Source organism: Streptomyces cyaneochromogenes (assembly GCF_003963535.1).
GTDB classification, from domain to species: Bacteria; Actinomycetota; Actinomycetes; order Streptomycetales; family Streptomycetaceae; genus Streptomyces; species Streptomyces shaanxiensis.
Window position 1 is genome coordinate 2,610,440 of record NZ_CP034539.1, and the last position, 21,199, is coordinate 2,631,638.

Consider the following 21,199-nt stretch of genomic DNA (forward strand, 5'->3'; position numbering starts at 1 on the left):
AAGGGGCGCGGGGCCGTGTCGGAGGTGCGGCGCCCACCGGCCCGCGGGTTCCTCACCCTGGTCCCGGCAGAGCGCTCAGCACGCGGCGGGCTAGGGCGCTGAGGTTCGGTGTGCCGGCGAGTTCCACGGTGGGCAGTTCGCAGCCGAGCCGCTGCCGCAGCAGGGTGGCGAGTTCGGCGGCCAGCAGGGAGTCCACGCCCAGCTGGTCCAGCCGCCGGGTCCGGTCGATGTGGTCGGGCGTGGTCTGCAGGACCTGGGCGAGGAGGTCGGCCAGGACGTCCTCGACGAGTACGGCCGCGTCGTCGGGCTCGGCCCGCTCCAGCGCCTGCCGCAGCCGGTCCGCGCCGTCCGTGTGCTCGGCCGGAGGCAGCAGCGCGGCCGTACGTGGTGCGGCGAGGTTGTGCAGGAACCGGTGCAGTCGCCCCCAGTCGAAGTGGCCCACGGCGATCGCGGTGGCGTCGGGGTCCGCGAGGAGCCGGTCGAGGACGGCGAACGCCTCGGCGGTGGCGAGTCCGCCCAGGCCCAGCGCCGTCATCTCGTCGCCGCGTCCGCTGCGATGCACATAGCCCGCTTCGGCGATCGCGCCCCACTGCACCGCGAGTCCGGGCAGTCCGGCCCGGCGCCGGTCGCGGACGACGGCTTCGAGGGCGAGGTTGGCCGCCGCGTACGAGGACTGCGCGAGGTTGCCGGCGACGGCGGCGCCCGAGCTGTAGACGACGAAGAAGTCGAGCGGGCGGTCCCGCGTCAGCTCGTCCAGCACCTGGCCGGCCGTCACCTTGGGGGCGAGGACGGCCCGTACGCGTGCGTCGTCCAGTTCGTGCAGCGGAGCGTCGTCGAGCACCATCGCGGCATGGACGACCCCGGCGAGGCGTCGCCGCTCGGTGCCGAGATCGCCGAGGTCATCGGGGACATCGAGGTCGTCGAGGACACGGCGCATGGCGTCCCGGTCGGCCGCGTCGGCGGCGTACGCGCTCACCCGCACGCCGAGCGCGGCGAGGTCGGCGGTCAGCTCGGCGGCGCCGGGCGTGTCCGCGCCGCGTCGGCCGACCAGGATCAGGTGGCGGGCCCCGCGGGCGGCCAGATGGCGGGCGGTGGCGGCGCCGAAGCCGCCGAGGCCGCCGGTGACCAGGTAACTCGCCTCCGGGTCCAGGACGACAGGGGTGGGCGCGGGGCGGACCGGCACGGGTTCGGCGGGGTCGAAGGTGATGACGACCTTGCCGATGTGCCGGGAGTGCTGCAGGGCGGCGAACGCCTCGCGGATCCTGGCGGCGGGGTGGACGCGATGGGCGGGCGGCCGGTAGTCGCCCGCGTGGACGGCCCGGGTGATCTCGGTCAGATGGGCGTCGGACGCCGGGGAGTCCTCGGTGAGCAGGGCGGCCACGTCCACCCCGTGGAAGGAGAGATTGTGGCGGAAGGGCGCCAGGGCCAGGGAGTTGTCGGCGAAGAAGTCGCGCTTGCCGAGCTCCACGAACCGCCCGTGCGGTGCCAGCACCCGCAGGCCGCGCTCCATGGCCTCGCCCGCCAGGGAGTTGAGGACGACGTCCACGCCCCGGCCCTCGGTGATCGCGTCGACCTCGTCGGCGAAACGCAGGGTGCGCGAGTCGAGGACGTGCTCGACGCCGAGCAGCCGCAGCAGGTCACGCTTGCCGGGGGTGCCGGCGGTGGCGATGACCCGGGCGCCGACGTGCCGGGCGTACTGGAGGGCGGCGAGGCCCACGCCTCCGGCCGCGCCGTGCACGAGCACGGTCTCGCCGCAGCGCAGGCGGGCCTGGTGGTCCAGGGCGTGCTGGACGGTCAGGAAGACGGTGGGCAGCGTGGCGGCCTCGGTGAAGTCCATGCCGTCCGGCACCGGCATCACCCGGTCGGCACGGACGCGCACGTGCGAGCCGTAGCAGCCGAGGGTCGGACAGGCCACCCGGTCGCCGACGGCGACGCGCTCCACACCGGCCCCCACGGCGACGACCGTGCCGGCGCACTCCAGCCCGATCGGTTCGGCGTCCAGCCCGGGCGGCGCCTGAGGCGGCCGTACGAGGCCGGTGACGGCCATGACGTCGTGGTAGTTGAGCGCGGCGGCCGCGACCTCGACGACGATCTCGCCGTCCTTCGGTCGGGGCGTACAGGCGGGCCGCCAGCCGAGCCGGTAGCGCAGCCCGGGCTCGTCCAGGGTCAGCGTGTACGAGGCGTACTCACCCGCTGTCGGAGCCGTCACCGGACGCGGCGCGTAGGGACGCAGCCGCGTCACGAACCGCCCCTCCCGCCGCAGCAGCACCTCGTCGTCGGCCGGGCGGACCGCCATCTCCTCGGCGAGCCTGTCCTCGGCCCCGGCTGCCAGGGCGATGCGCCGGACGGTCAGCCTGGGCTGCTCGTTGGCCAGGCTGCGGGCCGCTCCCCACACGGCCGCGGCGGCGGACGGCGGGATGTCCAGGGCTCCGCACACGACGAGCCAGACGGTGATGGCACGGTCCTCGGTCACCTGCCGGGTGGCGGTCGCGAGGGCCCGCAGCACGGCGCAGTGGCGTACGGCGATCTCGGTGGCGGATTCGGTGCCCGCCTCGGCGCCGTTGGCCGCGGCACGCAGAGCGTCTGCGTCGGCCAGCAGGACCACGTCGTCCGTGTCCGCGAGGAGTTCGGCCCACCGCCGCGGGCTCTCGCTCGCGGGCCGCGCGCCGCCGCCGAGGGCCGCGGCGGCCGCAACGGCGAGCGGCCCGCCGGTCAGGTCGGCCACCGCGGGCGGGCGTCCGGGACCCGGGCCGGGCGACGCGGTGGCGGGCGTGGGGCGGGGGCCTCGAGTGGTGAGGATGACGGAGTGGTCGTCGTACGCGGGCTGGGTGGCGTCGCCGGGCTGCACGGTGCCGGTGTATCCGCACGCACGCAGCAGCCCGGGCCATCGGTCGCGCGCCAACAGCGGCCCGCCGGGCCGCAGTTCGGTGTCCTCGGCACTCCAGTAGGAGTCCAGCAACCCGAAGACCGGCGTGAGCGCGGCCGGGTCGTGGCTCTCGATCGCGAGCAGTTGGCCACCGTCGGCCAGCAGGTCGCCGATCCGGTGCAGGGTGCGCCGCAGATCCCGCGTGGCGTGCAGCACGTTCGCGGCGACGACGAGGTCGTACGAGGCGGGGGTGAAGCCCTGGGCGGCGGGATCGGCGTCGAGGTCGAGGCAGCGGTGGTGGACGAAGTCGTGGTCGGCGAAGCGCTCCTGGGCCGCCGGGAAGAAGGCCGAGGACACGTCGCTGTAGGTGTAGTGCGTGCGGTCGGGCGGCAGACACGGCAGGAGCGCGGCCGTCAGCCCGCCGGTTCCGGCGCCGACCTCCAGCACCCGCAGCGGCCGTTCCTCGGGCCAGGCCGCGACGGCCGCCTCCAGCAGGAGCCGGGCGGTGCGGTAGTGGTGGTGCATGACGGGCGTGCTGTCGTAGAAGCGCGCGGCGAGGGCGTCGGGCTCGGCGAACAGCAGGGTGAGCGGGTCGGTACGCCCGCGCAGCACGTCCGCGAGGTGCAGCCCGCAGACGCCGTAGGCGTGGGCGGCGGCCGCCTCGGCCGGGAAGGCCAGCAGCACCTCCCGGAACAGCCGGTGCGGCTGCGGTTCCTCGGCCACCCGCCACCGCCCGCCCTCCTGGCTCCCGGTCAGCACGCCCTCCCGGGCCGCCTGCTCGAACAGGGCGGTCAGCAGCCTGCGATGCCGGGGCAGCACCCCGGCCGCGATCAGGTCGTCCAGGCTGAACTCCCTTGTGTCCGGGAGGAGTTCGCGTACGGCCGCCACGGTCAGGTGCGCGTTCAGGCGCAGGCCGTGGGCGCGGGCGCGGTCGTACGGGTGGTTCCGCCAACCGCGGGCGGCCCGTGCCAGCGCGTCCGTGCAGGCGGCCAGGGTGTCCGCCGGTGTGGGCCAGGGCGACGGGGCGGAGGGACTCGTGGGCAGCGGGGCGGCGCGCAGGACCTCGGCCAGTTGCTGGGGCGCCGGGGTGTGCGTCGCGTCGAAACGGCGCAGTCGGCAGCCGAGCGCTTCCAGGGCGACGGTGCCGTCGTCGGCCATGACGGTCAGATCCCAGAGGGCCTCGCGGGCGGTGCGGGCGCGCAGGCGCACATGGATCAGGCCGGTGCGGGGCAGTGGCTGCCAGCAGCGCAGGGTGTCGATGCCGACGGGCAGGTAGGCGGCCGGGGCGGCGTCGAGGGCGGCCGGTTTCCGGTCGGGGAGGGCCGGCTGCCGGTCGGTGGCGGGCGCGAACAGCGGCGTGAGCAGCGGGAGGCCCGCCTGGAGCGCGCCGTCGAGCAGGGTCGGGTGGGCGACGGGGGCGTCGGCGAGGTCGACGGTGGCGGCGTAGCAGGCGAGCACCTCACGTCCGTCTCCGGCGTCGACACGCAGACCGGTCAGGGTGCGGAACGCCGGACCGTAGGGCAGTCCGGCGCGGGCGCACAGGGCGTAGTGGTCGGCCGCGCTCAGCTCGCGGGGCAGTCGGCTGCGCAGTGCGTTCGGGTCGGAGCCGGGCGGGCACGCGCGCAGCAGCCTGCGCACTCTGCCGCGCGCGTGCTCGGTCCACGCACCGCCGCTCCCGTCCCGGCCGGAGACGGTGAAGGCACCGTCGCGTTCCAGCACGGTGTGGACCGACACGGCCCGGTCCTCGTCGTCGCCCGGCAGGCTCAGCGCACGGCTGATCGACAGCCCGAGCACCTCGACGGGCGCGTCGTGCACGGCCTGCCCGAGGGTCAGGGCCATGTCCGCGTACCCGGCCGCCGGTACGACCACGGTCTCGCCCACCAGGTGATCGGCCGACCAGACCGGCGCTGCACGGGAGAGCTCCTGCCACCAGGCGGGCCGCGCCCCCGGCTGCCGTACGCCCAGCAAAGCGTGGGGCGGCCGCGCCGACTCGCCGTCCTCCTCGGCCGCGGTCTCCTCCCACCAGCCGGGACCGCCGTTCCAGTGCCGTTCGCGCTGCCACGGGTAGGCGGGCACGTCGACCACGCGCCCGGGCTGCGGGAACGGAACGCTCCAGTCCGTCTCGGCTCCGCACGCCAGCAGCTGTGCCACGGCGGAGTCGAGCGCGCCGGGGCCGGCGGCGGTGCGGGTGAGCGTGGGGATCACGGCGACGGGCCGTCCGGCATCCGCCGTGCCACGCCGCAGATACGCGCCGAGCACCGGGTGCGGGCCGATCTCCACCAGGACGTCGCAGCCGGCCTCGCCGACGAGCGCGTCCACAGCCTCGGCGAACCGTACGGGTGCGCGCACGTTGCGCCACCAGTAGTCGGCGTCGAGGGCCGCGCCGCCGCTGAGCCGGCCGGTTACCGTGGAGGCCAACGGGATCCGGGCGGGACGCGCGGGCAGCCCCGACAGCGCGGTCGCGAGCGGCCCGCACAACGCGTCCATCGCCGGACTGTGGAAGGCGTGGTCCAGTCCGAGGTCGCGGAAGAACACGCCCCGTTCGCCCAGCACTTCGCCGAGCCCGGCGAGCGCCTCGGCGTCCCCCGCGACGGTCACGTCCCGCGCGCTGTTGACCCCGGCGACGACCAGCCGCTCCGCCTGCCCGGTCTCGGCGATCAGCTTCTCGGCCTCCGAGGAGCCGAGCCCGACGGCCGCCATCCGCCCGCACCCTGCGGTGCCGCCCTGGGCCCGGCTGCGCGCGGCGATCACCCGGCAGGCGGCCCCGCGGTCCAGGGCTCCCGCGCAGTAGGCGGCCGCGACCTCGCCCACGCTGTGCCCGCAGACCGCGGCGGGCGTGAAACCGCGCGCGGTGAGGGCCGCGACCAGCCCGGCCTGCAGGGCGAACAGCATCGGCTGGGCGATCTCGGTGCGCTGCCACACCTCCGGTCCGCGCGGCGCGGCCATCTCCTCCCGGACGGACCAGCCGAGCAGGGGACGCAACACCTCGTCGACCGCGTCGACCTCGGCGGTGAAGTCGCCGTCCGCGCCGAGGAGTTCGGCCCCCATCCCGGCCCACTGGGAGCCGTTTCCACTGAAGACGAGTGCGATACGGCCCCGCTCCACGCCCACCCCGCGAGCCGCACCCGGCGCGGGCTCGCCCCGCGCCACCCGCCGCAGCGCCCGCGCCGCCGCCGACGGGTCCTCGGCCAGCAGCGCGACGCGCTGCTCGTACCGGGCCTGACGACGGCATGCCGTGTACGCGGTGTCGTGGAAGGCATCCGGGGCCAGCCCCTCCAGATGCTCGGCCCACCGGACGGCGGCGGCCTCCAGAGCCTGCGGGGTGCGGGCGGACAGGACGAGCGGGAACGCGCCGTCCCGGCCGGGGCGCCGCGGGTCGTCCGCGTCCGGGGCGGCCCCCAGCACCACATGGGCGTTGGCCCCACCGAACCCGAAGGAGTTCACCCCGGCCACCGGCCGCTCCCCCGGCACCAGGCACGCCTCGGCCACCGGCTCCAGCCCCAGCCGGGCGAAGTCGATCCGCGAACTCGGCGGAACCGTGTGCAGCGTCGCGGGAATCCGCCGCTCCCGCAGCACCAGCAGCGCCTTGAGCAGCCCGGGCACACCGGCCGCCGCCTCCAGGTGCCCCAGGTTCGACTTCACCGAGCCGATCGGCAGCGGCACACCCGACGTACGGCGCCGCCCGAGCACCTCGCCCAGCGCCGCGCACTCCACCGGGTCGCCGGCCTGGGTGCCGGTGCCGTGCGCCTCGACGTACCCCACCTCGTCCGCGCCGACGCCCGCCTCGGCGTACACCCGCGCCAGCAGCGCGGCCTGGCTGCGCGCGCTCGGCAGCGCCAGCCCGGCGGTACGGCCGTCCGCGTTGACGCCGCTGCCGAGGATCACCCCGTGGACGCGGTCGCCGTCCGCCAACGCCGCGGTCAGCGGCTTGAGCACGAGCACACCGGCGCCCTCGGAGCGCACATAGCCGTCCGCGCGCTCGGAGAAGGGCCGGCACCGCCCGGACGGCGAGAGCATCGACGCCTGCGCGAACCCGACGCTCTCCCCCGGGTTGAGCAGCACACTCACACCCCCGGTGAGCGCGAGCGCGCTGCGCCCGGACCGCACCTCCTGGCACGCCTGGTGCACGGCGGTCAGCGTCGACGAGCACGCCGTGTCGACCGCGAACGACGCGCCACGCAGATCGAAGACGTACGAGACCCGGTTCGCGGTGTTGCAGGACGCCGTGCCGCTCATGGTGTACGCGTTCATCGTGCGCGGCCGCCGCTGCTGCAGATCGCCGTACCCGTGCGACGACACGCCCACGATCACCGCCGCGTCGCCGCCGGCCAGCGCCGCCGGGTCGATGCCCGCGTCACCGAACGCCTCGACGGCGCACTCCAGGAGCAGCCGCTGCTGCGGGTCCAGCCGGGAGGCCTCCTTCGGCGAGATACCGAAGAACTCCGCGTCGAAGGAGGCCACGTCGTCCAGGAAGCCGCCCGCGGCGGTGTAGGTGCGGCCGGAGTGCGCACGTCCGTCGGCCGACACGAACCGCGCCACGTCGAACCGGTCGCCCGGCACCTCCCCGACCAGGTCCCGGCCCTCGGTCAGCGCCTCCCACAGCCCGTCGAGCGTCCGGATCCCACCGGGCAGCCGGACCCCCACGCCCACGACCGCGACGTCTCCGTCACGGGCGAGGGGTACGGGGTTGTCGACGGAGACGTCCGAAGTGGCGGGGGCAGCGGAGACAGCGGACATCGGACGATCGTGGTCATTCGCCTGGGGCACGCCGCCGACAACTCTCCGGGCCCGCCCACGGTTACTGCCGACGACGCCATACGGGGACGTCGGCGCCCGAGTGGAGGGCTGTCAGGCCCGGGGGCCGGGGTGCAGGGTGACGAACAGCGCCCGGGCCCGGCTGCCGTCCGGCAGGTCCCAGGCACCCGCGACGTGCCCGGTCGTGCCCTGGGGAGGGACGGGCGGGGCGTCCGGGGTCGCGGGACGCAGGACCCGGTGGAGGCGGAGGGTGGTGCCGTCCGGGAGGGGGAGCTCGGTGCCGTCCTGATCGTCGGTGGCCGTGGGGACGAAGGCGGCGGGGAGACCGTCACCGGTGCAGGACCGGGTGACCTCCCGGTCGGGCGTGTCACTGATGCTCTGGGCCTGGGCCTGGACCCGCCCCTCCAGCAGGGCCAGCAACTGGGCGGTCAGCACCGGGTCGTGGCAGCCGTCGTAGGCCCAGCGCTTGCCCAGCACTCCGTGTTCCATGGTGCCGACGAGGGCGTGCTCCGCCCCGTCGAGCGGTGCCCCACGGTAGCTGAGCGGCACCAGGTAGGCGGTGGGGACCGCGCCGGAGGCATCGGTGGCCACCATGAACTCGATCCCCACCTCGCCCTCCGGGTCGTCCAGCCGGAAGCCGCCCGCCTTGGTCAACTCCGGTTCGCCCGGGCCGCCTTCGTACCAGGGGCGGGTGGGCAGCCAGGAGGCGAGCAGTTCCAGCTTGGTCGGCTTGAGGGTGGTGCGGTGAATGACAGCCATCCGACGGTCTCCCTAGAGGTCTTCCTGAACGTGCGCGTACTTGTCCGTGGCCGCCACCAGCGCCTCGGCCGTGCCCGGCGCCCCGGCGTTGTGCCCCACGTCGTCGATGACGACCAACTCGCTGCCGGGCCAGGCGTGGTGGAGGCGCCAGACGATGCCGAGGAGGTTGCCGGGGTCGAGGCTGCCCTGGACGAGGGTGCCCGGGATGCCCTTGAGCAGGGGCGCGTCCCGCAGGACGACGCCCTCTGCGTTGCCGTCCCCGAGGAAGTGGTCGTTGCCCCAGTAGTGCGTCACGGTGCGGGCGAAGCCCATGCGGAACACCGGGTCCTCGTAGCGCGGGACGGAACGCGGCGGGGCGGCGGCGATGGCGGTCTCCCAGTCGGTCCATGCCCGCGCCGCCCGCGCCCGTGTCCCAGGATCGGGTGACTCGATCAGCCGGTTGTACGCGGCCGCGAGGTTCCCCGCGCGCTCGTCCTCGGGCACCTCGTCGAGGAACCGCTCGAACGCGTCGGGGAAGTACTGACCGAGTCCCCTGGTCAGCAGGGCGACTTCGGCGGCGGAGCCCGTGGCCACCCCGGTGAGGACGAGTTCGGACACGACTCCCGGATGCGTCTGGGCGTACCGCAGCCCCAGCACGGACCCCCACGAGACGCCCCACACCAGCCACCGCTCGATCCCGAGGTGCCGCCGCAGCAGCTCCAGGTCGGCCATCACATGCGTCGTGGTGTTGACGCTCATGTCCGTCTCGTACGCGCTCGCGTGCGGCGTCGAACGCGCGCACCCGCGCTGGTCGAGCAGCACGACACGGTACGCCTCGGGGTCGAACAGCCGCCGGAACCAGGGGTTGCTGCCGCTGCCCGGCCCGCCGTGCAGCACCAGCGCGGGTTTGCCGTGAGGGTTTCCGCAGGTCTCCCAGTACACGTGGTTGCCGTCGCCGACGTCGAGCATGCCGTGGTCGTACGGTTCGATCTCCGGATAGAGGCCCATCCGCGCACCGTAACGCCGTACGACCGCCCGGTCGCCTCATTTACGACCGATTACGACCGGCCGCCGCCGCCCGGTCCGGCCACCTCCGCCGCCGCACCCAGCACCTCCCGCAGCATCGCGGGCGTGAGCCTGCCGGTGAAGGTGTTGCGCTGGCTGACATGGAAGCACCCGAAGAGTTCGAGCCCGCCGACGTCACCGTGCCCGTCGACCGCGAACCGCGCCCCGTGCGCGAACGCCGGCCGCGGCCGGGGCACCTCCCACCCCGCCTCCACCAGCGCGGGCAGCGTCGCCTGCCAGCCGAAGGCGCCCAGGAGGACGACCGCCCGCAGCGTCGGCCGCAGCAGCCGCAGCTCCTGCACGAGCCAGGGCCGGCAGGTCTCCCGCTCGCCCGGTGTGGGCTTGTTGGCGGGCGGGGCGCAGTGCACGGGGGCGGTGACGCGGACGCCGTGCAGCTCCAGCCCGTCGTCGACGGCCACCGACGTGGGCTGCGAGGCGAGGCCCACGTCGTACAGCGCCTGGTACAGCACGTCCCCGGAGCGGTCCCCGGTGAACATCCGGCCGGTGCGGTTGCCGCCGTGCGCGGCCGGGGCGAGCCCCACGATCAGCAGCCGGGCGTCGGGCGGCCCGAAGCCCGGTACCGGCCGGCCCCAGTACGTCTGGTCGGCGAAGGCCGCGCGCTTGGTGCGGGCCACCTCCGCACGCCAGTCGACCAGACGCGGGCAGGCCCGGCAGCCCGCGATCCGACGGTCGAGATCAGCGAGGGCGTCCACGACTCCACCGTACGGCCGCCTCGGCCCCGTACAGGAACGTCCGCGCGGGGACTAAGGTCGAGGCATGGCTTCCGAGGATGACGAGGCGAAGACCGGCAGCGCGGTCGAGGGACAGCGGCCGGACGCGGATCAGTGGTCGGACGCGGGGAAGGCCGAGCAGGCCGTCGACCCGAAGATCGCCGCCGCCGTGGCCGCCGCCGAGGCAGCCGGTCCGCAGAACGGCGAGAGCGTGCGGATCGACAGCTGGATCTGGGCCGTACGCCTGGTCAAGACCCGTTCCATGGGCGCCACCGCCTGCAAGGGCGGGCACGTGCGTGTGAACGGCCAGAACGTGAAGCCCTCCCACTCCGTGCGCGTCGGCGACGAGGTGCGCCTGCGCCAGGAGAACCGGGAACGGGTCGTCGTGGTCAAGCGGCTCATCCGCAAGCGGGTCGGCGCACCGGTGGCGGCACAGTGCTTCGTCGACAACTCGCCCCCTCCGCCGCCGCGCGAGGCCGTCGCCCCGGCCGGCATCCGCGACCGCGGCACGGGCCGGCCGACCAAGCGGGACCGCCGCGAGCTGGAACGGCTGCGCGGGCTCATGGGCGGAGCAGCGGGACAGCCGCGCGGACAGTGACATACGGCGGTGGCGTCCGGCAGGCCGAGAAGGCCCGGGCCGGACGCCACCGACGGCGTCGGGTCACGCGCGTCGCCGCACCAGCCGCAGCAGATCCGCGTTGGAGCTGCGTCGGGCCCAGGCGATCAGGGCCAGCGGCACGATCAGGATGAGCGGTGTCGCCGCGTTCTCGCCGTCGAACGCGGTGATCGTCACGACGAACGCGCCCACCATCAGCGCGCTGAGCGCCATCGCCGCCACCGACTGCAGCACCGGGATCAACAGCGCGACGGCACCGGCCAGTTCGAGTGCGCCGATGGTGTACATCCCCGCGCTTCCCCAGCCGAGCTCCTCGAAGCCCTCGGCGGCCGAGGGGTGAGCGATCAGCTTGGGCAGCGCGCTCGCGATCGCGTAGAAGAGGGCGAGCAGTATCTGCAGGCCGCGCAGGGCGAGGCGGGCCCGGCGGCCGCGCGGCGTCGCGGACTCGGCGATGACCGTGCCGGAGCCGGCGGAGGCGGCGGTGGGGACGGAGGCAGCGGAAGCGGCGGTCTCGGACATGGGGTTCTCCTGTGTGAAGCGGTGGTCCGTGGTGCTGTCACAGAGGTAGACCGGGGGTCGCGCCGGAACTCATCGCCGTACCAACGACATTGCGAAGGAAGTTCAGACGCTCCCGTCCAACGGCAGCCATCCGTGCCCGACATACCAGTGACCGCCCGCCCGCAGATGGTCCCCGACCGCCCGTTCCACCGCGGTGCGACGCGGCAGTCCCTCGACCGGCAACTCCGGGTCGCCGAAGACGAACTGGACCGGCTCGGTGTCGGACGGCTCCGGCTCCGCGCGGGCGATGCGGAAGCGCTCCTGGAACCGGACGATGTTGGAGTCCTCGGGCAGGTACTTCCTGAGCTGTGTGTCCAGCAGCCAGGAGTGGCAGGTCACCACCCGGTAGCGCGCCTCGGGAAAGTACGCCGCGAAGAACTCCCGGGCGAGCGTCAGGGACCGGTCGACGGCGGCCGGCGTCAGCGGCCCGTGGAAGTCGGGGATGTGCAGGTTGAGGCAGGGCGAGTCCGGGCCCACGCCGACCCCGGCCGCCGCGAGCCCGGCCCCCGTCCGCGCCCCGAGCCGCGCCCGCTCGAACTGCAGCCGCCCCAGCTGGTACAGCGCGCCGCGGAAGTGGTGGACGAGCCACCAGGGAGCCTGCACGCCGGCCCGCCCGTACCGCCGGCGGTGCACGGCCATGTTCCGCCCGAGGTCGGCGAGGGTGCGCCGGGAGACGTCGGCCGGGATGCCGCGCTCGCGGTGGTACGCGCGCGTGGCGGGCAGCGCGGCGACGAACACGTACACGGGGAAGCAGCGCTGCAAAGGGCCCGAGGGCCAGTCCAGGTCGGGCAGGTCGACCGGGCGGCCGACCTCCCCCACGGTCCGGACGAGCTCGTCGACGGACCGTTCCAGGAACTGCCGCAGCTCCGGGTCGTCCGTCACCCGTCGGGCCATCCGCACGAGGTCGTTGATGTCCTCGTGCGGTATCTGGAGGTCGAGGAGCACCTCGGCCAGTTCATCGGTGTCCGGCAGCACGGAGCCCCCTGTGAGGAGAACGAGGAGTACGTTTCAAGGAGGAGTGGTGATCCCGATGCGTACGGGCAGTGAGCCGACGACAGCGCGCAGTGCACTGCGGGCCCGCTTCTGGCTGTGCGTGTGGGGCGTGGTCTGGGCGGTCTTCGGCACCGTCGCGTTCGCGCTCGCGGGCCGCCCCGGCTGGGCGGTGGCCTGCGGGGCGCTGTGGCTGGTGATCACCGTCGACATGGCCATGGTCCTCAGACACATCCGCCAGGGCCCGCACTACCAGCCGGGCCGCGACATACCGCCGTATCGCCCACCAGAGGACCGCCCGTACCGCCCGCGAGAGGACCGCCGGCACCGGCCACCGCCGAACCGCTACCCCTAGCCGCACCGCAGAGCCGTCACCTCCGCTCGGTCGCGTCGGCGCTCACCCGTCGAACCGTGCCGCCTTGAGGTACTCCGGGTTCGGATCGAGCGCGGCGGCCAGCCGGAAGTGCCGCTTGGCCTGGTCGGCTCTGCCCTGGCGCTCGTAGGTGCGGGCGAGCGCGAAGTGCGCGAACGCGTTGTCCGGCTCGCGCTCCAGGACGATCGTGAACTCCAGCTCGGCGGGCCGGAGTTGGGCTGCGGCGAAGAAGGCACGCGCACGCAGCAGCCGGGCGGCGGTGTTCTCCGGGTGCACGGCGACGACCTCGTCGAGCAGCTTCACCGCGCCCCGCGGGTCCCGCGCGGCGAGCAGTTGCTCGGCGGCGCGGAAGTCGATGACATGCGTCTCCGGAGTACGTCCGGTCGAACCGCTGGTCTCGGGCACGGCAGAGTCCTTCCCTCGCTGGAGGAGTTCAACGCGCGACCCGCGCACCGCTATTCCTGCGGCGACCGGGGCTGGGGACTCCCCTGTGACTCCTGGGACTCGCGCCGGTCCCCGTGGGCCCGGCGCACGAGCTCGTCCCACACGTCCTTCACACGCCGCTGGAGCACCTCCAGCGGTACGTCGTTGTCGATGACGACGTCCGCGATCTCCAGCCGCTTCTCACGCGTCGCCTGCGCGGCCATACGCGCGCGGGCGTCCTCCTCGGTCATACCGCGCAGCCGGACCAGCCGGTCGAGCTGGGTCTCGGGACTGGCGTCGACGACGACCACGACGTCGTACAGCGGCGCGAGGCCGTTCTCCGCGAGGAGCGGCACGTCGTGGACGACGACGGAGTCCTTCGCGGCGCCCTCTTCGAGTTCGCGCGAGCGGGCGCCGACGAGGGGGTGCACGATCGAGTTCAGTACGGCGAGCCTGTCGGGGGCGGCGAAGACGATCGACCCCAGCTTGGGCCGGTCCAGACTGCCGTCCCCGGCGAGCACCTCCTCGCCGAAGGCCTCGACGACGGCGGCGAGACCGGGGGTACCGGGCGCGACGACCTCGCGCGCGATACGGTCCGCGTCGATCAGCACGGCCCCGCACTCGACGAGCAGCCGCGACACCTCGCTCTTGCCGGCACCGATGCCGCCGGTCAGGCCCACCTTCAACATGACCGGCAGCTTAGGGCCTGCCGCCGACATCAACACCCGGCAGGCCCGGTCGGCCCTCAGTTGTCGCCCTCGCGCTCCGCCAGGAACCGCTCGAACTCCTGGCCGATCTCGTCCGCCGACGGGATGTCCACCGGCTCGGCGAGCATGTTGCCGCGGGTCTCGGCGCCGGCGACGGCGTCGTACTGGTGCTCCAGTCCCTCGACGAGGTTGGTGAGCTCGTCGTCGCCCTCGCGGATCTGCCGGTCGATCTCGTTCTGCGTGCGGTGGGCCTCCGTGCGCAGGGAGTGCGCGACGCCGGGCAGCACGAGTCCGGTGGCCGCGGTGAGGGCCTCCAGGATGGTCAGCGCCGCGTCCGGGTACGAGGAGCGGGCGATGTAGTGCGGGACGTGCGCGGCGATGCCCAGGACGTCGTGCCCGGCCTCCATCAGCCGGTACTCGATCAGGGACTCGGCGCTGCCGGGCACCTGCGCCTCGTCGAAGGGGCTGCGGTGGCCCGGGACGAGGTCGGTGCGGTTGCCGTGCGGGGTGAGGCCGACCGGGCGGGTGTGCGGGACGCCCATGGGGATGCCGTGGAAGTTCACCGACAGACGCACCCCGAGCCGCTCGACGATCTCCTTGACGGCCGCGGCGAAGCGCTCCCACTCCACGTCCGGCTCGGGCCCGGACAGCAGCAGGAAGGGCGCGCCGGTGGCGTCCTGCACGAGCCGGACCTCGATGGCGGGGTCCTCGTAGTCGCTCCAGCGGTCGCGCTTGAACGTCAGCAGCGGTCGGCGGGCCCGGTAGTCCACCAGCCGGTCGTGGTCGAAGCGGGCGACGACCTGGTGGGGCAGCGAGTCGAGGAGCCGGTCGACGATCTGGTCGCCGGTCTCGCCCGCGTCGATGTATCCGTCGAAGTGGTAGAGCATGACCAACCCGGCCGACTCCTGGGCAAGCGCCATGTCGACGACAGCCAGCCCCTTCGGCTCCCATGCGTACAAACCCTGCGGATCAAGCACTGTGACCGCTCCTCCTCGTGTCCGTACGTCACAACGCCCTTACGGGCGTGGGCATTCCCGAGAAGGACGGGCTCTTGATCTTGCCGGGCCGGACAACCCCCTCAGGGGCGCGGGGAACTGCGCGACCAGCCCCCACAGGCCGGCAGCCGAAACTCAACCCCCACAAACGCCTGAGGGACCGCACCCCGAAAGGTACGGCCCCTCAGTCAACTGCTAAGCCTCAGCGAGCCAGCGTTCAGCTCTGGCCGCCCGCCAGCTTCTCGCGCAGAGCGGCAAGCGCCTCGTCCGAGGCCAGCGCGCCGGAGTTGTCCGGGCCCTCGGAGGAGTACGAGCCACCGGAAGCGGCCGGAGCCGCACCCGCGGCGTCGCCACCCTCGGCGGCAGCGGCAGCGTCGGCCTCGCGGCTCTTGATGACCTGCTGCTGGTGCTGCTCGAAGCGCTGCTGCGCCTCGGCGTACTGGTGCTCCCACGCCTCGCGCTGGGTCTCGTAGCCCTCGAGCCAGTCGTTGGTCTCGGGGTCGAAGCCCTCGGGGTAGATGTAGTTGCCCTGGTCGTCGTACGAGGCAGCCATGCCGTACAGGGTCGGGTCGAACTCGACCGTGGCCGGGTCGGCACCGAAGGCCTCGTTGGCCTGCTTCAGCGAGAGGCTGATGCGACGACGCTCGAGGTCGATGTCGATGACCTTGACGAAGATCTCGTCGTTGACCTGGACGACCTGCTCCGGGATCTCCACGTGGCGCTCGGCCAGCTCGGAGATGTGGACCAGACCCTCGATGCCCTCGTCCACGCGGACGAACGCACCGAACGGAACCAGCTTGGTGACCTTACCCGGGACGACCTGACCGATCTGGTGGGTCCGGGCGAACTGCTGCCACGGGTCTTCCTGGGTCGCCTTCAGCGACAGGGAGACACGCTCGCGGTCCATGTCGACGTCGAGGACCTCGACGGTGACTTCCTGGCCGACCTCGACAACCTCGGACGGGTGGTCGATGTGCTTCCAGGACAGCTCGGAGACGTGGACCAGACCGTCGACGCCACCCAGGTCCACGAAGGCACCGAAGTTGACGATCGAGGAGACGACGCCGGAACGGACCTGACCCTTCTGGAGGGTGGTGAGGAACGTCTGGCGGACCTCGGACTGGGTCTGCTCCAGCCAGGCACGGCGGGACAGGACCACGTTGTTGCGGTTCTTGTCCAGCTCGATGATCTTCGCCTCGAGCTCCTTGCCCACGTAGGGCTGGAGGTCGCGAACGCGGCGCATCTCGACCAGGGAGGCCGGGAGGAAGCCACGGAGGCCGATGTCGAGGATGAGACCACCCTTGACGACCTCGATGACGGTACCGGTGACGATCCCGTCCTCTTCCTTGATCTTCTCGATCGTGCCCCAGGCACGCTCGTACTGAGCGCGCTTCTTGGACAGGATGAGGCGGCCTTCCTTGTCCTCCTTCTGGAGGACCAGGGCCTCGATCTCATCGCCCACGGCGACGACCTCGTTCGGGTCGACGTCGTGCTTGATGGAGAGTTCGCGGCTCGGGATAACGCCTTCGGTCTTGTAACCGATGTCGAGCAGGACCTCGTCCCGGTCGACCTTCACGATGACGCCGTCGACGATGTCGCCGTCGTTGAAGTACTTGATCGTCTCGTCGATCGCGGCGAGGAAGGCTTCCTCGTTACCGATGTCGTTGACCGCTACCTGCGGGGTGGTGGCGGTGGTCTCGGTGCTGCTCGTCATGTGGGAAAGGGCTCCGGTACGGACATTGAAGTCGTAGGTACTGCTACGCCGGGAGCCCGTATCGCTCTGAAGAAGCCGGACAGCCAAGGAAGCGCCACACCAGTCGAAACCGGTGGCGCCTCGAAAACCGAGGGGACATACAACAGATGCGAGCGCAGCCTGCTACGTCTGAGGTGCGCAGGCCCGCAGCGCAACTTGTAGCATACGGGGGCAGCCGGGCAGGGTCAATGCGCGAAGGCGCACACCCGGGGCGGATCGCCCCATACCCGGCACAAAACCTGTCTCCTGAGGCCACGCTGGCCGTAAGGCGTCCCTTTCGTGACACCGCCATATGGGTGATGCCATGGAGGTGACGGAAGAGTACGACGAGGGAGCCGATCATCCAAGAGCCCGCATCGTCCGAGTCCGGTTTCGAACCGGAGGCCACCCGCCGTGAGTCCGGGGTCGCGGAGAGTTCCCGCGCCAACCGGGGCTGGTGGGACCGCAATGCGGACGAGTACCAGATCGAGCACGGCACGTTCCTCGGCGACGACCGCTTCGTCTGGGGCCCCGAGGGCCTGGACGAGGTGGAGGCCGAGCTGCTCGGCCCGCCGGAGGACCTCAAGGGCAAGCAGGTGCTGGAGATCGGCGCCGGCGCCGCCCAGTGCTCGCGCTGGCTGGCCGCGCAGGGGGCAAGCCCCGTCGCCCTGGACATCTCCCACCGCCAGCTCCAGCACGCCCTGCGCATCGGCGGCGCGTTCCCCCTGGTCTGCGCCGACGCCGGCGCCCTCCCCTTCGCCGACGCCTCCTTCGACCTGGCGTGCTCGGCGTACGGCGCGCTTCCGTTCGTCGCCGACCCGGTGCTGGTGCTGCGGGAGGTGCGGCGGGTGTTGCGGCCGGGCGGACGCTTCGTCTTCTCCGTGACCCACCCGATCCGCTGGGCGTTCCCGGACGAGCCGGGCCCGGAAGGGCTGTCCGTCTCGGCCTCGTACTTCGACCGCACGCCGTACGTGGAACAGGACGAGCAGGGAAGCGCGGTCTACGTCGAGCACCACCGGACGCTCGGCGACCGCGTCCGGGACATCGTGGCGGCGGACCTCCGGCTGGTGGACCTGGTGGAGCCGCAGTGGCCGGCCTGGAACACCTCGGAGTGGGGCGGCTGGTCGCCGCTGCGCGGGAATCTGATCCCGGGGACGGCGATCTTCGTGTGCGTACGAGACTGAGAGCGTGATCCGTTACGACGCCCTGGACGCGTTGCCCGTACGCGGCGCCCTGCCCGGTCTGAACGACGCGCTGGACGCGCACGGCACCGCGGTGCTGGTCGCGCCGCCCGGCACCGGCAAGACCACCCTGGTGCCGCTGGTGCTGGCGGGGCTGGTCGGCGAGGGGCCGCAGCGGCGGGTGGTCGTCGCCGAGCCCCGGCGGATCGCGGCCCGGGCGGCCGCGCGGCGGATGGCGTGGCTGCTGGGCGAGAAGGTCGGCGAGAGCGTCGGCTACACCGTGCGCGGGGAGCGGGTCGTCGGACGCCACGCGCGCGTGGAGGTCGTCACGACCGGTGTGCTGCTCCAGCGGCTGCAGCGCGACCAGGAGCTGGCCGGCGTGGACGTGGTGGTGCTCGACGAGTGCCACGAGCGGCATCTGGACGCGGACACGGTGGCGGCGTTCCTGTGGGACGTACGGCAGACGCTGCGGCCGGAGCTGCGGCTGGTGGCCGCGTCGGCGACGACGGACGCGCGGGGGTGGGCGCGGCTGCTGGGGGACGCCCCGGTGGTCGAGGCGCAGGGCGTGTCGCACCCCGTGGACGTGGTGTGGGCGCCGCCGGCGCGTCCCGTACGGCCGCCGCACGGCATGCGGGTCGATCCGGCGCTGCTGACGCATGTGGCGTCGACGGTGCGGCGGGCGCTGGCCGAGCGGGCGGGGGACGTGCTGTGTTTCCTGCCGGGTGTGGGCGAGATCGGGCGGGTCGCCGGGCAGCTGGGGGACCTGGGCGACGTCGAGGTGCTCCAGGTGCACGGGCGGGCGCCGACGGCCGTGCAGGACGCGGTGCTGGCGGGCGGGGAGCGGCGCCGGGTGGTGCTGGCGACGTCCGTGGCCGAGTCGTCGCTGACGGTTCCCGGTGTGCAGGTCGTCGTCGACTCGGGGCTGGCGCGGGAGCCTCGTGTCGATCACGCGCGCGCTTTGAGCGCCCTGACGACGGTACGGGCCTCGCAGGCGGCCGGGCGGCAGCGGGCGGGGCGGGCCGGGCGTGAGGCGCCGGGGGCGGTGTACCGCTGCTGGGCGGAGGCCGAGGACACGCGGCTGCCGCGGTTCCCGTCGCCGGAGATCCAGGTGGCCGACCTGACGGCGTTCGCGCTGCAGGCGGCCTGCTGGGGCGACCCGCAGGCCACGGGGCTGGCGTTGCTCGATCCGCCGCCGGTCGGAGCGATGGCGGCGGCCAGGAGCGTGCTGAGGGCCATCGGGGCGGTGGACTCCGGGGGGCGGGCCACGCAACGGGGCACCGCGCTGGCCCGGCTGGGGTTGCACCCCCGGTTGGGGCGGGCGCTGCTGGACACCTCCGGTGCGGGCGCCGAGGTGGTCGCGCTGCTGAGCGAGGAGGCCCCGAGGGAGTACGGGGACGATCTGGCCGGCGCTCTGCGGGCGGCCCGGCGTGGCGGTGACGCCTATGCGGGGCGTTGGCGTGCGGAGGTGCGGCGGTTGCGGGCCGGTGGCGAGCGGGCGCCCGCGTCCGGTGTGGACGAGCGCACCGCGGGCCTCGTCGCCGCCCTCGCCTTCCCCGAGCGCGTCGCCAGGGCCGACGGCGGCTCCTACCTCATGGCGTCCGGCACGCGCGCCGAACTCGGTGACGGCAGCCCCCTGCGCGGCGCCCCGTGGATCGCCGTCGCCGTCGCGGACCGGCCCGTCGGCAAGGGGCACGCGCGCGTGCAGCTCGCCGCCGAGGTGGACGAGGACATGGCGCGGTCGGCGGCGGCCTCGCTGTACTCCGAGGGCCAGGAGGTGCACTGGGCCGACGGGGACGTCGTCGCCCGGCGCGTCGAGCGGCTGGGGGCGATCGAGCTCGCGGTGCGGCCGTTGCGGGACGCCGACCCCGCACTCGTACGCGACGCGCTCCTCGAAGGGCTGCGGCAGGAGGGGCTCGGCCTGTTGCGCTGGTCCCCCGACGCCGGCGTCCTGCGGCAGCGGCTGGCGTTCTTGCGCCTGCACCTGGGCGAGCCCTGGCCCGACGTGTCCGACGACGCGCTCCACGCGCGCGTGGACGAGTGGCTGGAGCCGGAGCTGGGCCGGGCCCGGCGGCGGGCCGACCTGGCGCGGATCGACGCCGGGCAGGCGCTGGCCCGGCTGCTCCCGTGGGCCTCGGGGGAGGCCGGGCGGCTGGACGAGCTCGCCCCGGAGCGGATCGCCGTACCGAGTGGGTCCCGGATCCGGATCGACTACGGCGACCCCGGACAGCCCGTTCTCGCCGTGAAGTTGCAGGAGATGTTCGGGCTGCACGAGTCGCCCCGCGTCGCCGGGGTGCCGCTGCTCGTCCATCTGCTCTCCCCCGCCGGGCGCCCCGCGGCCGTCACCGCCGACCTCGCCTCCTTCTGGAGGGACGGCTACAAGGGCGTACGGGCGGAGCTGCGCGGCCGCTATCCCAAACACCCGTGGCCCGAGGACCCCGCGACGGCCGAGCCGACCCGGCACACCAACGCGCGGCTCAGGCGGTGACCGGTTCCGGTTCGGTGTCCTGCGCGGGCTTCGGGTCGCCGGGGCGGCGGCCGCGTGCCTCCAGGTAGAGGGAGAGGGACAGCAGGAGCACGCCCAGGACCAGGAAGCCCCACGGCAGGTACGACGTCATCAGCAGGACCAGTGTGCGGTTGGACTTGACCAGGTCCACGGTGTGGTCGATGTAGTCCTCGCGCATCTTCACGTGGCCGGCGAACGCCGTCACCTTGTCGCGGTCGCCGAGGAGGGTGCCGCCGCGCAGTTCCTCCTTGTGGATCTCCTCGCCGTACACGGGCGCGCCGGTGAGGGGTTCGACCCAGAACTTGCGGACGGTGGTGTACCAGCGGGTCGTTCCGGTCTTGGCCACCGACTCCGGCGTGATGCCCTCGACCGGCATCGCCTTGGGGAACCTCACCTCGGTCCAGGGGATGGTCTGTTCGAAGTAGTAGACCTCGACGCCGCGGAAGTCCTGGGTGCCCTTGTAGTGGATGGGGGCGCTGGTGCGGGTCTGGGCGTCGAAGTACTCGTAGTCGCGTTTCTCGGTGAGGAAGGGCCACTTGAACTCGATGCCCTGCCGCTTCACCGGGTCGCCGTCGACCGTCTCGCCGGTGGCGTGGACGGGTTCCTGCGTGTGGGCGTCGAAGATGTAGCGCTCGGGGATCCTGGAGACCATCTTGCCGTCGGGGCCGACCACGTAGGAGAGGCCGTCCCAGACGACGACGTCCTTCCCCGCCGTCTTCTCGATCTTCTCCGACTCTTCGACGTTGCCCTTCAGCGTCTGCACGATGGTGACCTTGGGGACCTTGCGGGCCCGCATCGTGCCGTAGTCGAGGAGGGTCGCGTCCTTCGCCTCCAGGACCATGTCCTGGTACTGGCCGGCCGGGATCTTGGCCAGCCGCGGGAAGGCGTACCAGCGCAGCAGCGGGGACAGTGCCGCGAAGAACACGGCGAGGGCGAGCAGGATCAGACTGGCCTTGCGGCGCATCT

Annotated in this window: 15 protein-coding genes; 4 read left to right on the forward strand and 11 right to left on the reverse strand. The window is 73.4% G+C overall.

Features of this window, described 5'->3' with window-relative positions:
• Positions 1–52 precede the first annotated feature (52 nt).
• The 4 genes from EJ357_RS11620 to EJ357_RS11635 form a co-directional block, all read right to left on the reverse strand.
• Positions 53–7,603: a type I polyketide synthase gene (locus tag EJ357_RS11620; RefSeq protein ID WP_126391252.1), complete on the reverse strand. Its 7,551-nt coding sequence runs from the start codon at positions 7,601–7,603 to the stop codon at positions 53–55.
• A gap of 111 nt (positions 7,604–7,714) precedes the next feature.
• Positions 7,715–8,380: a maltokinase N-terminal cap-like domain-containing protein gene (locus EJ357_RS11625; RefSeq protein WP_126391254.1), complete on the reverse strand. Its 666-nt coding sequence runs from the start codon at positions 8,378–8,380 to the stop codon at positions 7,715–7,717.
• A 12-nt stretch (positions 8,381–8,392) separates the two neighbouring features.
• Positions 8,393–9,367: a prolyl aminopeptidase gene (pip, locus tag EJ357_RS11630; protein WP_126391256.1), complete on the reverse strand. Its 975-nt coding sequence runs from the start codon at positions 9,365–9,367 to the stop codon at positions 8,393–8,395.
• A gap of 50 nt (positions 9,368–9,417) precedes the next feature.
• Entirely contained in the window at positions 9,418–10,137 is a 720-nt protein-coding gene (locus EJ357_RS11635) for a uracil-DNA glycosylase (protein ID WP_126391258.1), read from the reverse strand.
• A 64-nt stretch (positions 10,138–10,201) separates the two neighbouring features.
• On the opposite strand from EJ357_RS11635, the gene EJ357_RS11640 reads away from it, so the two are divergent.
• Positions 10,202–10,753 carry an RNA-binding S4 domain-containing protein gene (locus EJ357_RS11640; protein WP_126391272.1) on the forward strand — a complete coding sequence of 184 codons (552 nt, stop codon included), beginning with the start codon at positions 10,202–10,204 and terminating at the stop codon, positions 10,751–10,753.
• A 63-nt stretch (positions 10,754–10,816) separates the two neighbouring features.
• Here EJ357_RS11640 and EJ357_RS11645 read toward each other — a convergent pair whose 3' ends face one another.
• Both EJ357_RS11645 and EJ357_RS11650 read right to left on the reverse strand, forming a co-directional pair.
• The gene (locus EJ357_RS11645; RefSeq protein WP_126391274.1) at positions 10,817–11,290 is read right to left on the reverse strand and encodes a DoxX family protein; all 474 of its coding nucleotides are present in this window, start codon (positions 11,288–11,290) and stop codon (positions 10,817–10,819) included.
• A gap of 102 nt (positions 11,291–11,392) precedes the next feature.
• The gene (locus EJ357_RS11650) at positions 11,393–12,304 is read right to left on the reverse strand and encodes an acyltransferase domain-containing protein (protein ID WP_126391277.1); all 912 of its coding nucleotides are present in this window, start codon (positions 12,302–12,304) and stop codon (positions 11,393–11,395) included.
• Positions 12,305–12,347: 43 nt separating this feature from the next.
• Here EJ357_RS11650 and EJ357_RS11655 point away from each other — a divergent pair, with 43 nt between their 5' ends.
• Positions 12,348–12,674: a DUF6343 family protein gene (locus EJ357_RS11655; protein ID WP_126391279.1), complete on the forward strand. Its 327-nt coding sequence runs from the start codon at positions 12,348–12,350 to the stop codon at positions 12,672–12,674.
• 42 nt (positions 12,675–12,716) lie between these two features.
• On the opposite strand, the gene EJ357_RS11660 is transcribed toward EJ357_RS11655, so the two are convergent.
• From EJ357_RS11660 to rpsA, 4 genes are all read right to left on the reverse strand, one after another.
• Complete coding sequence (locus EJ357_RS11660) at positions 12,717–13,097, reverse strand: tetratricopeptide repeat protein (protein ID WP_126391281.1); 381 nt, start codon at positions 13,095–13,097, stop codon at positions 12,717–12,719.
• A 50-nt stretch (positions 13,098–13,147) separates the two neighbouring features.
• Complete coding sequence (gene coaE / locus EJ357_RS11665) at positions 13,148–13,804, reverse strand: dephospho-CoA kinase (protein ID WP_126391283.1); 657 nt, start codon at positions 13,802–13,804, stop codon at positions 13,148–13,150.
• 56 nt (positions 13,805–13,860) lie between these two features.
• Positions 13,861–14,799 (reverse strand): PAC2 family protein, encoded by a 939-nt coding sequence (locus EJ357_RS11670; protein ID WP_126391285.1) that lies wholly within the window; start codon positions 14,797–14,799, stop codon positions 13,861–13,863.
• A 235-nt stretch (positions 14,800–15,034) separates the two neighbouring features.
• Positions 15,035–16,531, reverse strand: coding sequence for a 30S ribosomal protein S1 (gene rpsA, locus EJ357_RS11675; RefSeq protein ID WP_126391287.1), 1,497 nt, complete (start codon positions 16,529–16,531; stop codon positions 15,035–15,037).
• 380 nt (positions 16,532–16,911) lie between these two features.
• Here rpsA and EJ357_RS11680 point away from each other — a divergent pair, with 380 nt between their 5' ends.
• Together EJ357_RS11680 and hrpB are read left to right on the forward strand one after the other, a co-directional pair.
• On the forward strand, positions 16,912–17,733 hold the full coding sequence (locus tag EJ357_RS11680; RefSeq protein ID WP_126391290.1) for a class I SAM-dependent methyltransferase: 822 nt from the start codon (positions 16,912–16,914) through the stop codon (positions 17,731–17,733).
• Positions 17,734–17,737: 4 nt separating this feature from the next.
• Entirely contained in the window at positions 17,738–20,215 is a 2,478-nt protein-coding gene (hrpB, locus tag EJ357_RS11685) for an ATP-dependent helicase HrpB (protein WP_126391292.1), read from the forward strand.
• Here hrpB and EJ357_RS11690 read toward each other — a convergent pair.
• Positions 20,205–21,197, reverse strand: a complete 993-nt coding sequence (locus tag EJ357_RS11690) for a DUF3068 domain-containing protein (RefSeq protein ID WP_126391294.1) — start codon at positions 21,195–21,197, stop codon at positions 20,205–20,207. The two genes, hrpB and EJ357_RS11690, sit on opposite strands and share 11 nt — an antisense overlap.
• Between the last annotated feature and the right edge of the window lie 2 nt (positions 21,198–21,199).

Excerpts from the sequence above, each read along its gene's own strand:
- EJ357_RS11620 (WP_126391252.1), bottom strand. The coding sequence starts at position 7,603 with ATGTCCGCTGTCTCCGCTGCCCCCGCCACTTCGGACGTCTCCGTCGAC.
- EJ357_RS11625 (WP_126391254.1), bottom strand. The coding sequence starts at position 8,380 with ATGGCTGTCATTCACCGCACCACCCTCAAGCCGACCAAGCTGGAACTG.
- pip (WP_126391256.1), bottom strand. The coding sequence starts at position 9,367 with ATGGGCCTCTATCCGGAGATCGAACCGTACGACCACGGCATGCTCGAC.
- EJ357_RS11640 (WP_126391272.1), top strand. The coding sequence starts at position 10,202 with ATGGCTTCCGAGGATGACGAGGCGAAGACCGGCAGCGCGGTCGAGGGA.
- EJ357_RS11645 (WP_126391274.1), bottom strand. The coding sequence starts at position 11,290 with ATGTCCGAGACCGCCGCTTCCGCTGCCTCCGTCCCCACCGCCGCCTCC.
- coaE (WP_126391283.1), bottom strand. The coding sequence starts at position 13,804 with ATGTTGAAGGTGGGCCTGACCGGCGGCATCGGTGCCGGCAAGAGCGAG.
- rpsA (WP_126391287.1), bottom strand. The coding sequence starts at position 16,531 with ATGACGAGCAGCACCGAGACCACCGCCACCACCCCGCAGGTAGCGGTC.
- EJ357_RS11690 (WP_126391294.1), bottom strand. The coding sequence starts at position 21,197 with ATGCGCCGCAAGGCCAGTCTGATCCTGCTCGCCCTCGCCGTGTTCTTC.